The 13,095-nt window shown below is 44.3% G+C and carries 8 protein-coding genes; all 8 read right to left on the reverse strand.

Translation table 11 applies throughout. The annotated features are described in order from the left end of the window. Positions 1–807 (reverse strand): acyl-CoA dehydratase activase, encoded by an 807-nt coding sequence (locus tag DW996_RS10310; RefSeq protein ID WP_118282184.1) that lies wholly within the window; start codon positions 805–807, stop codon positions 1–3. 14 nt (positions 808–821) lie between these two features. Continuing rightward, positions 822–2,384 carry a 2-hydroxyacyl-CoA dehydratase family protein gene (locus DW996_RS10315; RefSeq protein ID WP_118535652.1) on the reverse strand — a complete coding sequence of 521 codons (1,563 nt, stop codon included), beginning with the start codon at positions 2,382–2,384 and terminating at the stop codon, positions 822–824. After that, on the reverse strand, positions 2,384–3,580 hold the full coding sequence (locus DW996_RS10320; RefSeq protein WP_118282190.1) for a 2-hydroxyacyl-CoA dehydratase family protein: 1,197 nt from the start codon (positions 3,578–3,580) through the stop codon (positions 2,384–2,386). Before DW996_RS10320 ends, DW996_RS10315 begins: the two co-directional genes overlap by 1 nt. A gap of 12 nt (positions 3,581–3,592) precedes the next feature. Beyond that, a complete protein-coding gene (locus DW996_RS10325) occupies positions 3,593–4,372 on the reverse strand; it encodes an ATP-binding protein (RefSeq protein ID WP_118282193.1) in 780 nt (259 codons plus the stop codon). A gap of 315 nt (positions 4,373–4,687) precedes the next feature. Beyond that, positions 4,688–7,534, reverse strand: a complete 2,847-nt coding sequence (locus DW996_RS10330; protein ID WP_118535654.1) for a hypothetical protein — start codon at positions 7,532–7,534, stop codon at positions 4,688–4,690. Positions 7,535–7,725: 191 nt separating this feature from the next. After that, positions 7,726–9,666, reverse strand: a complete 1,941-nt coding sequence (locus DW996_RS13100) for a hypothetical protein (protein ID WP_199642642.1) — start codon at positions 9,664–9,666, stop codon at positions 7,726–7,728. A gap of 192 nt (positions 9,667–9,858) precedes the next feature. Continuing rightward, entirely contained in the window at positions 9,859–11,814 is a 1,956-nt protein-coding gene (locus DW996_RS10350) for a hypothetical protein (protein ID WP_118535660.1), read from the reverse strand. Next, positions 11,811–13,094 carry a hypothetical protein gene (locus DW996_RS10355; RefSeq protein WP_118535662.1) on the reverse strand — a complete coding sequence of 428 codons (1,284 nt, stop codon included), beginning with the start codon at positions 13,092–13,094 and terminating at the stop codon, positions 11,811–11,813. Before DW996_RS10355 ends, DW996_RS10350 begins: the two co-directional genes overlap by 4 nt. Position 13,095 lies beyond the last annotated feature (1 nt).

Consider the following 13,095-nt stretch of genomic DNA (forward strand, 5'->3'; position numbering starts at 1 on the left):
TTAAACCGCTCCTTCCTTAGCCATTCCCTTTTGACGTGCAAACTCTGCCGCCCCAAGTGCTCCCATCAACTGTGGGTCGATCGGAAGATCGATGACTTTCAAATTCAATACCTTTTCGATGGCTTCCTTCAAGCCGTCGTTCTTGGCACATCCACCGGTCAAAGTGATGGAATCTACAGCACCTGCCTTCTTTGACATAACGAAGCAGCGCTTTGCAACGGATAACTCGATACCTGCTGCGATCTCATCCATCGGCTTGCCCTCTCCTACCAAAGAGATAACCTCTGACTCTGCAAATACGGTACACTGTGCCGTGATCGGGATCACATTCTTTGCCTTCAAAGATAACTTGGAAAACTCAGACAGATCCATTTCAAATGCCTTTGCCATTGCCTCAAAGAAACGTCCGGTTCCGGCTGCACACTTGTCATTCATAGCAAAGTTTAAAACGGTTCCGTCAGCATCAATGGCAATACCCTTGACATCCTGTCCGCCGATATCGATGATTGCCTTGACATTTGGGTCTGCTACATGCACGCCCATGGCATGACAGGAAATTTCTGAGATATTCTCGTCTGCGGAAGGTACCTTGTTACGCCCGTATCCGGTACCTACCAGATAAGCCAGATCATCTGCTGACTTTAAGTCCGGCACCTGGGCAACTGCCTTTTCAATGGATTCTTCACAGGAAAGTACCGCATTGATACGGCTGCGTAGTGTTACATCTGCTACCATCTTTCCTGTCTCATCGATGATGACACATTTTGTATAAGTTGATCCGGAATCACATCCGCCATAATATTTCATCTTGTTCCTCCTTTTTACCATGAATGCTCGTCGTGCAATACTTCCAGCGACGGATCCAGTGGTTCTTCCTTAAATACAGTTCTCATATAACGATTGACCTGATCACGAACACCCTGACGGGATACGATACGAGGATCGAACAGATCGTGGGTTACCCAGATCAGATGAATACCTTTTTCTCTTGCCTTTTCCTCGAACTGTCCATGCATACCATCCAGTGCCTTACATGCCATGTGCTCCCAAAGGATGACCACATCGGCATTGAACTCTTCACAGAACTCCCAGAGTTCGTCTAAGAGAACCTTGTAACCACCGTGGGTACGGTTTCTCATGATCATATTCTCTGTCAGCCAAGCCATATCATAATATGCCTTTTCGCGGTTCTCCGGTGTATCTTCCTCTGCGATCATTTCGGTATTGACCATGGAAAGCATATCGGTCAGCGGAACGATGCCCCAGCAGTTTAAGATCCAGAGCAAAAAGTCCATATAAAAGTGTGACTGTACGCCCCATACAATAGCACGGTGACGATACTCTCTTGCCATCATCATCTTGTCTTTGTATGCCTGATTGGCAAGTGCGGTCAGTTTGCGGTCTACATTGACGAACTCCGGTACCTTACCACAGATAGCCATGTAGTTGGTCTCTGTATAAAGCGCAAGGTTGGAACCAAAGACCTGTGGATAATCGGTCTTGTTCATGTCCAGCCACTCCATACGGTGTCTGGTAGACTCATTGACACGCTTTGCACACTCAAAGTAGTAAGACCAATCCCATTTCTCGCCTGTCTTTTCTTCGATAAAGGCGATACAATTCTTGATCTCCTGTGCTGCGTAATCCTGTACGTCGTCCTCTCTGTGGCGCATCGGGGCTGCCAACTGGAAGATCGGGATACCGTCTTCTAATTCCAGACGCTTAGCAATACCACCGTTACTCATAAGGGAACCGTCACAGGTCGTATTACACTGTACGGCGCAGGCACCAAGGATTGGTGCATCATCATCAATGGAAACGCCAAGTTCTGCCTCCGGCATCGGACAAACATCACCGGCAAGTCCGTATTCCTGTGCCACATCAATATAATGAAGGGCTGCTGTTTGGTTCAGAAGAACGGATACATAGGTGGACGGCGTCTCACGGGAAAGTCCCTTCAAGGTAGGAAATCCCATCATAACGGCTGTCATTTCGTTCTCATCTACCAAAACGACCTTCTTGGAAAACTCCTCATCATTGCCGAGGCGGCGGTCGCCACGGAAAAGATTGTCGAGAAGTTTTGCTACGTCATAAACGACCAGATCCTGCTCTAAATGGCACATACGAAGGTATGGTCCACGCAGTCCCTGTGTATGCTTATCTACCATCATCGGTACTGCCAGATAGTTTGCCATCCAGCGGTAACGGAACATGGCTTTGATATTTCTAGGTTTGATGATAAAGCCTGCCAACTGCTTCATGATATAAAGCCAACGTGTGTAATCATAAAAGGTATCTTTGAATCCACGCCACTCACGTCTGCTTCGTACTTTTCCATCGGTAAAAAATCTACCCAGCGCTTCTGCGCCTACTTCTTTTGCCATTATTTCTTACCTCCTTGAATCTTCTTGATCTCAATGCTCTCTACGAATGCCTGCACACGTGTGCGCATCTGACCGGAAGAGCCAATGGAATATGGACGATCCACGGCAAGTACCGGATAGCCGTGCTCATCACGGAGCACGATCGTACCGATCATACGCTCATAAGCCCATGGATCACAGAACTTCATCTGTTCGTAGATAATACCGTCTGCGCCGTATTCCTTGGCAAGATCTGCAACGTAATCACGTCTGCCAGTCATCTTTGCCATATCCCAATAACGCGGGCACTGTGCTCTGCCCTGCACCTGACGGCAGATCTGTTTTACCACGTCTTCCTCGTCATTTAAGATAATCTCATCACGTCCCGGCAAAGATCCGTAGCAGAAACGGTCTGCACATACATAAGCGCCGGATTCTTCTACCAGTTTGATGACATCAACATCATCCACCTCAGAGCCGACAAAAACAACACGAGCACGGTACTTGTCAGCCGCATCCGGCTCCCTGGTCTTGATCTCCTCCAAGGTCTCGCGGAGTTTGTCTAGGATCAGATGCTTTGGTGCCACGTAACTTGCCATGGTAAGGATGTGGAACTCATAGCCTGTCACGCGCGGATTGGCTTCCTTACGGAAGTCTCCGATCTGACGGATCAGACGGCATACTTCATTATGCTGATCTACTGCTGCACGGATCGCCTCATCGGATGTGTCGATACCATATTTTTCTGCCAGAGGCTTTAAGATATGGTTGCGGCACTGTAAGGTATACATTTCCAGCGCATTGTCATCGTTTTTCTGTGGAATCTCCATGTATTCCCAGAAAAATCCGTCCTTGCCCTGACCCATGGTCTTAAGCAGTTCCATGTTCTCTACGCAACGATTCATCATGGTACAGCCGTCCGGTGTCACGATACCATCTACGAAGTTGTAGCCGCCCTCAATGGCTCTCTCCAAAAGTGCTCTACTGTACTCGCACAAGAAACTTGTCATGTAGTAAGTAGCCATCTCCATAGAGCCTGTACGCGGTGCACGAAGTCTTACCGAAAATGTGCCCGGAAGATTTAAGAGTGGTTCCGGTACATTCTCGCAAGTCGTTGCGATACACTTAAGACCCTCGTCCTGTGCCTGACGCACAAGTTCGTTATTGGCATCTTCCAATAACTTTTCAAAATAATATAAGTGCTTTAAGTCTTTCACGCTTGCCCTCCTTTACGCTTCTAAGATTCCTATACCGATCAGAGCTTCCTTGGCTCCCCTGACGATTGCCGCATCATCATCCAAATAAAATACGCTCTCTCCCTTGAGATCGAACTCTGCCAAAGAGGCATCCGATAATATGTAGGAAAGTACTGGGATATCGCCCACGTCCATGTACTGTTTGACGTCTAAATTCGGAAGGCGGTTTGCGATCACGCCGACCTTGTCGTACATAACGAGTTCGTCTGCTACCTGCTTGATGGTCTTTACGACCTGTGTCCCCTTCTTGGAAGAGTCTGTGATCAGCATGAGGTGTGTCACCTTTTCCATGACACGACGGTTGATCTGCTCGATCCCCGCCTCGCCGTCGATCACGATATAATCATAATTCTCTGCCAAAAGACCAATAACTTCTTTCAGGTAACTATTGATCTTGCAATAGCAGCCTGCTGCCTCCGGTCTTCCGATAGCAATAAAAGAAAAGCCATCCATCTCGACGAGCGCGTCGAAAATACGGTATCTGGCTTCTCCTAATAATTCAATTGCCGCCTTAGCGTTGCCGTCCTCTGCGTTTGCAACCACCTCTTTGCGGATATCGTCTACCGTGAGTTTCACGTCCACACCCAAGGCGGTAGACAAGCCAACAGCCGGGTCTGCATCGATGGCAAGGATCCGCTTATCCGGATAGGCTGCCACCAAGAGTTTGACCATAACTGCTGCAAGCGAGGTCTTACCAACGCCACCCTTACCGGCAACGGCAAGAATCTTGGCATCAATCTTGTCTGTATTCATTTGCTGTCTCCCTTACTTTACTTATGCATAGCCCTTTATAAGAAGTTTATAAAAAGATTATTTAAAGTTTATCATAATCTATGCGCTTTTTCGACACATAATGCCACGATTGTGTAAAAATGTCATATTGCACAAATTATGTCCATTAATTTCATACATAATTACTATGCGTCGTTTATGCCACATATGTCTGTATTTATTACAAAATTACTTTTTTATAAGCCAAAGGGACACTCCTTATGACAAAAGGGACGCTCCTTGTGGCAAAAGGAACGTCCCAGATTTTAATATCTTATTTACTTTTTATCAACAATTTTAGTGCTTCTTTTGCATCTGTCGACTTCTGCGAAGTTCTGCAATCAAAAGTGCAAATCCACCAACAATAATAAGGGCAAGTACCACACATGATACCGGTGAAGCTTCTCCGGTTACCGGTGCCTTGGCATTTACTGTTGTTTTCTGTGCTGCCTGCGCTCCACCATTTGGCTGGACATTTGTAATGCCTGCGGTCGGGGTGGAAGGGGTTGGTGTTGCGGCAGAGCCAGTATTTCCACTATTAGAAGATGCTGTGACTGAGAAGTTTGTTACTGCTGTTCCACCAATTGACTGAATAGCAATCGTGTGACTTCCCTTGGATAACGTGTCAAGGAAAGACTGTTTCAGCCATACAATCGTACTACCTTCCGACACATCATAATTGGATCGATCCACTTTCACACCATCGACCAATACAGCTACAAATTCACTGAATGGAGCATTAGAACGGAAGGTCAATGTACCATCCTTACCAATGGTATGTTTCCCATTGGCTCCATCGATTATTTTATAGGTGTTTGAAACTAATTTGTCGATTGGCTCAGTTTTGGTTGCTCCACATCCCGTACAAGTAAATGTCTTCACACCTTCCTCACTTGTTGTCGGCTGTTTTGTTATTTTTCCTTCATCCCATGTATGCTGATGATTTGGTTCATCGGCTGTTGTCAGCATAAGCATATACCCTACATGGCGTATCTTGTATTGCGTATCATCACTGACAATATGCTTGCTGTAATCTACACCAGGTGTTGCACTTGCTGCAGCAACAACAGGTTTTCCAGCCACAGGTTTGTCTTTTGTCGATACTCCTATGATGCCACTGAATGGATCTGATATATCTAGTTTCACATATAACGTTTCATAACCACTTTCTCGTGTAGAACTTGTCATGTATACATTGTTATTCTTTCCGCCAGCCGTATTGTCTATAACTGTGGCACTACCGGAAACATTTAGTTCTGCTGCTCCACCAGTATCATATGCACTAGTTCTTGCTAATGCGGATCCATATACCCCTCCGCCTTGATAAGTTGCCGTATTTCCACATATTTTACCACCATTCATGAAAAACTTTGCTGTCCAGCTGACATATACTCCGCCGCCATTACCATAACTAGACCATGTACTATCTGCGGTATTACCTGTAATTGTTCCTCCATACATATGAAATTCTGACGGTCCATTATAAACACTACGGGTAACTTCAACACCACCGCCATTTTTGGCTATATTTCCGCTGATTGTTCCACCATACATATGAAATATGCTGGATTTGCCCGCTTCTTTCACTCCTTCTACACTGACACCGCTTCCGCCCGTATCATATTCTGATGTATTGCCTGTAATAGTACCGGCATACATATCAAATGTACCACCCTGTACTTTTACACCTTTTCCTTGGTATGTTTCTCCTGATAAATTCTTTGCATGCTTAATCGTTCCCGTACCTTGACAATCTGTCAGCACGAAATGTCCCTCAACCATAACAGCATCCACATCATCTGTTACTCCTTCTGGATTTTGCATGATAATACTATGACCATTCAAACAGAGTGCAACATCGCCTGATATTTTCAATCCACAATACTGATTTCCGCTTGTATATACACTACTGTATGTATTCGTAGATGTGATTGTCACATCCTGTTTTAAGTAATAATATCCACTTGATGTAATTTCCGATAAATCATCAATACCCGTCCATACCTGATTCGCGCTACAATTGTGACCATTCATATTTAAAGTATTCGTACCACATACACAGTGCTTGTGTTCCGTAGGTGTCGGTTCTGGTGCGTCCTTCCCTGTTAACACCAGTTTCGTAGGATCACTACTATCGTGCATAATCTTATAGTTAGCGCTATCACTGGTAATAAAGTTACTATAGTCCTTATTTGCAGTTGCTCCTTGAACAACAACAACCGGATTTTCAGCAGTTGGCACCACTCTATCCGTGTACACACCAATCGTACCATTCATATTTCCATCAATTTTAATGGTCTTGGTCTTACCACTATTGGTTGTATATAGGCCAACATTACTTACACTACCATCTGCCTTTTTATTACCAGTGATGTTGGCATTACCTGACACTGTCATATCACTAACAGCATACACTCCACCGCCTTCTTTTCCCGTAGTATTATCTGTGATATTTCCGCCATACATATAAAAATAACAGTCCCACTGTTTCGGTATATACACGCCACCACCATCACTAGCCGAATGGTTATTGGTAATCGAGCCACCATACATCTTAAAGGTTCCAGATAAATACACGCCACCACCACAATTTCTACCATCAGATGGATTATTACTTGTAGCATCGTTTCCAGTAATTGATCCTCCATACATATTGAAGGTTCCCCCACTGACATTTATAGCACTACCTGTATATGTTATTCCATCCGCATTCTTAGCATGCGTAACCCTGCCTGTATTCTGACAATCCGTCATTGTAAATGTAGTATTACTCGTTACGAAAATATCATTACTCAGATTCCTACCTGTCGCTGTAATACTATGACCGTTTAAACAAAGTACTACACCATCAGGCACTTGCCAGCCACGATACATTTCCTCCGCATCTGTCGGCACATTAAGTACGACATCATTTTCCAGATAGTAATTCCCCGCTGTATCCGGCAGGCTATTCGTTTTTGTCCATGCCTCAAATGTGATTTCTGTTTCCAACGTATGGTCGCCAACATCTCTATGCGTTGCTCCACATACACAGTGTTTGTGTTCACCGGCTGCCTTTACCTGCAATGCCTGACTTGGCATAAGTCCAAGCACCATTCCTAAGCATAAGAAAGCCCCAAGTATTTTTCCAAATGTCTTTTTCATAAGCGTTCTCCTTTTTTCCGTTCCCTTTGGTGTCTGTTTCTTTCCATCCACCTTTTTCTTACATCTATCATAACGAATTTGGGGGCTTAAAATTTCGTTCGGCGCGAAGTGTAGATTTTGGGGTGCGAAATGCGAAAAAGACCACTACCTCGCAATGTCTTACAAGGTAGTGGTCTTATATAATATTACATTTATGCTCTGTGTGCCTTGCGCAATTCTGCAATCAAAAGTGCAAATCCACCAACAATAATGAGGGCAAGTACCATGCAAGATACCGGTGAAGCTTCTCCGGTTACCGGTGCTTTGGCATTCACTGTTGTTTTCTGTGCTGCCTGCGCTCCACCATTTGGCTGGACATTTGTAATGCCTGCTGTCGGAGCAGAAGGTGTTGGTGTTGTGGCAGATCCAGTATTTCCACTATTAGAAGATGCTGTAACGGAAAAGTTTGCCGTTGCTGTTCCGCCGATTGATTGAATAGCAATCGTATGGCTTCCCTTAGATAGCGTATCTAGGAAAGACTGTTTCAGACGTACAATCGTACTACCTTCCGACACGTCATAATTGGACGGATCCACTATTACGCCATCGACCAATACAGCTACAAATTCGTTGAGTGGCGCACTAGAACGGAAGGTAAGTGCCTCTGCCTTGCCTATAACATGCTGTCCGTTATCTCCATCCTTCATTACCGGCTTTTCAGGAGCTGGCGTTGGCTCTGGATTCGGCGTCGGTTCCGGATTCGGCGTCGGTTCCGGATTCGGTTCTGGTTTCGGATTCGGTTCTGGATTTGGTGTTACATTGCGTGCTATTGCTGCTGGCAATGTAATTGTAGTATCAGCCGTAGGCGTTCCATTTACAACGATAACCGGTCCCCACCCTTCCAATACATATCTTGCCACTGTAATGCCATTTTTTGTAATCATCGGATAATCATCTTGAATATAGTAATCTTCGTCTGCGGTATAATATACCGGCTCCATTGCACCTAACAAATTGGTCTGTTGTTCTGCGCCATGATATGGATAATGCGTTAATCCTTCTCCTGCAATGAGTGTCACACTATATGTCTTTGGCTTAGCTTCTCCACAATAGATACATTTATCGTTCTCATTATAAGAATGGCGGCACAGTTGGTAATATGTCTTGTTCAACTGTGGAGTTCCAATATTTACATTTGTACACCCTTTAAACATATCTGTGTTCCAGTCTGATCCCAACATTGTAGCACTCGGCAATGTAGCATTTGGTAATGTCCATGCTATCGTGTGACTACTATCCTTTGTACTCGTCATGGATAAATTCTTGCAATTCTTAAACATACATCTATAACAATCTAGCGCTAATTTTGTAGCTGGCAGATTTGGAATTTGCTGTAGCGATGTACATCCCTGAAACATGCCAAAATAGCAGTCCTGTGTCAATGTCGTTGCTGGCAGTTCTGGAGCTTTTATTAGAGATTTACAATCTCGAAACATATTAGAATAGCAAGCAATATTCAAGGCTGTTGCAGGCAATGTGGATGGTCCAGTCTTCATATTCGTGCATCCTGAGAACATGCTTGTATAGGCATCATACCCCAGCGTAGTTGCTGGTAATTTCGGCGCTTCCACCAGGCTTGTGCAATTCTCGAACATACGCTCATATCCACCGTTTACTACACTTTTTGATGGTAATTCCGGGGCTTGTGTAAGACCATCACAATTCATAAACATGCCTCCAAAGCCAGACGCTACTGTATCAGGATTTCCACCATTCCCATCTTTAAGACTAGTTATACTGCCAGACGCAGCGATTTTTCCCGTCATGGTAAAAGCTGGGTTTATATAAGTATTTATATTAAGTTTGGTAAGTTCTCCTCTAAATTGCACACTGTCGTCTACCTTGGCTAAGGTGATTTTTGTTCCTTTCACATAAGTTGTCCAATTCGTACCACTATCTTTACTAATCTCCACACTTTCTTCTGTGTTCCATGTGAATGACAGGGTCGATCCAGCCTCCTCTGCCGTAAAAGTTAGATAATTCGGCGTTGTCTCTCCCTCTGCAAACACCTGTAATGCCTGCGTTGGCATCAATCCAAGCACCATTCCTAAGCATAAGAAAGTTCCTAGTATTTTTCCAAATGTCTTTTTCATAAGCGTTCTCCTTTTCCCGTTCCCTTTGGTGTCGTTTTCTTTCCATCCACCATATCTTGTATATATCATAACGAATTTTAGGGTTGAAAAATCCGTCTGGCGCGAAGTGTAGATTTTGGGGTGTGAAAAGTAATAAAAAAGACCACTACCTCGCAATGTTTTACAAGGTCGTGGTCTTGTATAATATTACATTTATGCTTTATGTGCCTTGCGCAATTCTGCAATCAAAAGTGCAAATCCACCAACAATAATGAGGGCAAGTACCACACAAGATACCGGTGAAGTTTCTCCGGTTACCGGTGCCTTGGCATTTACTGTTGTTTTCTGTGCTGCCTGATTATTGGTATTTGGTGCCGCCTGCGTTCCACCGTTTGGCTGGACATTTGTAATGCCTGCGGTTGGGGTGGAAGGGGTTGTACCAACACCAGTTCCACTACCTGTACCACTTCCCGATCCTGTAGCTTTAACAACTGTGAAATTTGCTGTGGCTGTTCCACCATTTGAACGGATTTCCAGCGTGTGTATTCCCTCTGCCAAACTATCTAAGAATTCCTTCTGCAAACGTACGATGGTACTGCCCGATGCCAATTCATAATGTGATCTGTCTACGATAACACCATCTACATAAACCGCCTGAAAATCGCTCAATGGTGCACTGGAACGGAAAGTGAGTGTTTCCATTTTGCCCTCAGTATATTGTCCATTATCTCCATCCTTCATTACCGGCTTTTCAGGGGTTGGAGCCGGCGTCGGATTTGGATTTGGCGTTGGTTCCGGATTCGGGGTTGGTTCCGGATTTGGATTCGGATTTGGATTTGGTTCTGGATTCGGGGTCACATTTTCTTTGTTCGGAACAAACACTTCTTTGATTGGCGAAGCCTTTTTTGTAATATCTCCTTTTCTACGCACTTCATATGTTTTACCAGCGGTAACTTCCTGACCTAAACTGTTATTCTGACAGGTAATCCAGGTATCTGTTCCTTTTTCACGATACTCCATTTTTGCATCAACACCCTCAAGGTAACCCTTGCCACCTTCTTGTATCGGCGCAATTCCAGATATGTTTTCCGGTGCTTTCTGCGATGCTTTTTCCGTTGCCAAAATCTGTACTTCAACATCTGCCGTAGGTCTGACATAAATCGTAATATTGCTGACATTTCCGCTAGTTGACGATACATATATATCGGCTTGTCTCATTGCACTCTTATTCTCTTCGCTAAAGTAATGGTCATCATCTGCCTGTAATTGCACCGCCTGAAAATCATCATTTACTTTCTGCACCAAGTCACCGCCACTGATTTTTCTTACGCTTCCATCTTCCGGCAAAACCAGTTTTACTGTATATTTTTTCATCTGTAAAATGGTCTTTCCATCTTCCTCGGCTATTTCATATGCCGCATGATCCGAAAACAAGCCGTTCATCAGACCAGTTTTATTTGCAATGGTAATCGGTTTCTCTGTTTTTGGTGCCGTCTCAGTCGAAATGCCAATCTGATTTGAGCCATTCAGCCGCACATCCGTCAGTACAACATTGTCACGCAATTCCAGATTACTGGATTTATTATTTGCTAACGTGTTATCCTGTATCACAGCAGCATTTTTAACGCTAATCGTTAATACGCCTTTACCAGTAGTAGTAGTATATTCATAACATGCCACCCCACCACCATATTGCGCGGCTTGATTTTCTTTGATCACACCACCAGACATGGTAAAGGAACCCGTCGCTAATCCGGTGTTGTTGTTAACACCGCCTCCGGAATACCCGTTTGCACGGTTGCCAATAATTTCTCCACCCTGCATTTCAAAAACAGATTCTGTGTTATTTACACCACCACCATTTCCTGCTTGATTGCTGCAGATACTACCACTTGTAATGGTACATATGGCATCCAAGTTAGATATTCCGCCGCCGCTTCCTTTTGTAGTGGTAGTGTTCTCAGAAATTTCTCCTCCTCGCATCTCAAATTCTGGTTTGTTGTAATTTGTATTGAGTACAGCCGGTCCATTATAGACACCAGCGCCATCACCGTCGGTTATGCTATTTTTAGAAATCAATCCCTTATTCATGACAACTTTTCCACAATTGACCACTCCAGCACCACTTGAACCTGATATCGTATTATTTGTAATGCTACCACCATTCATGGTAAAGGTTGCTCCTTCGACAACCGAAACCCCATGACCTTGATTATCGGAAATGCTTCCGCCATACATAGTAAAATGACATCTGGATGAAGACACATATACCCGGCGCCATTCCACCTCGGACGATGATCCACAGCATAATTTCCTCTGATATTGCCGCCATACATGTCAAACTTAGTATCTGTGTTAAAGAATGTCACACCTGTTCCAAGACTTCCGTTTGCATGGGTAACACTACCCTTATTCTGTCCATTCTCATCCCGGCTACAATCTGTAAGCGTAAATTTTCCACTGATAATCTGAATCGTTGCTTTTTCATCATTAGGGCGAAGGTTATCTTTGTATGTATTTGATATACTGTGTCCATTGAGACAGAGTACGACACCTGCATTCGGCTCCCATGTCTCTTTCATCTCAATATCTTGTGTCAGATAATAATTGCCAGGTTTCGTGATCTCATTCAAGTCTGATACCGGCGACCATGTCACATCCCTATGCGTGTTTCCAGAAAGTTTGCATCCACTTGTACCACATACGCAATGCACATGCCGCTCAATCTCTTTTTCTGCGTTTACCGCATACGAAACATTATCCTCGGTTATTTCCAGCCAGATTTTGCATGCTGATAAATCTATATCTGATGTCAAACTGAGTGCTGACTTAATATCTGAAGCATTTACCGTCTCTAGTCCTGCAATCTGTTTACTGTAATACCAATCGTTTGTTCCATCATTGCCCTGTACGACAAGTGACACCGGTTGTGATGTACTGCCTTTCACCACCTTAATATCACCTGTTGTAGTGTTATATGTTACTGTACCAATATCCTTTCCTGTTCCATCCAGTCTTAAGGTCATTGCCGCCCCCGACGCAATTGTTTTTGCCACTGCTGTATCAGATGATGCTGCTGTCGCAGCAGATGCAAAGAGGACAGATGACAGATTCAGATTGGAAGCGGGCTGAACAGCGCCGCCATAGTAAACCTCGTAGCGGTTGACCCAATAACCTGGAGAAGTGAGCAACGCAAGATAAGCAATATCAACATTAGGTGAACGCAACCAAAAAGTGGTACCACTGTTCCAGTAATTGCTCGTGGCAAGTACTGTACTGTTATAACTTCCTGCTTTTATGGTTGAAGAACGATAATCGTCTGCCGCCAGTGCATATAGCTTGTCTGTAGTGGTATAGCTATTACGATTCTTCGTGTCATTCGTTGTCACTGTAGTATTATTCATCAAGACCTGCTCGGCTGCGGTGAAGTAGGATGTATTCTCAGCCATA

The organism is Roseburia sp. AM51-8, assembly GCF_003478275.1.
In the GTDB taxonomy this organism is placed as follows: Bacteria; Bacillota; Clostridia; order Lachnospirales; family Lachnospiraceae; genus Pararoseburia; species Pararoseburia lenta.

Bases quoted from the DNA above. Each gene is read 5' to 3' on its own strand.
- DW996_RS10330 (WP_118535654.1), bottom strand. From the start codon at position 7,534: ATGAAAAAGACATTTGGAAAAATACTTGGGGCTTTCTTATGCTTAGGA.
- DW996_RS10315 (WP_118535652.1), bottom strand. From the start codon at position 2,384: ATGGCAAAAGAAGTAGGCGCAGAAGCGCTGGGTAGATTTTTTACCGAT.
- DW996_RS13100 (WP_199642642.1), bottom strand. From the start codon at position 9,666: ATGAAAAAGACATTTGGAAAAATACTAGGAACTTTCTTATGCTTAGGA.
- DW996_RS10355 (WP_118535662.1), bottom strand. From the start codon at position 13,094: ATGGCTGAGAATACATCCTACTTCACCGCAGCCGAGCAGGTCTTGATG.
- DW996_RS10325 (WP_118282193.1), bottom strand. From the start codon at position 4,372: ATGAATACAGACAAGATTGATGCCAAGATTCTTGCCGTTGCCGGTAAG.
- DW996_RS10310 (WP_118282184.1), bottom strand. From the start codon at position 807: ATGAAATATTATGGCGGATGTGATTCCGGATCAACTTATACAAAATGT.
- DW996_RS10350 (WP_118535660.1), bottom strand. From the start codon at position 11,814: ATGAATGGTGGTAGCATTACAAATAATACGATATCAGGTTCAAGTGGT.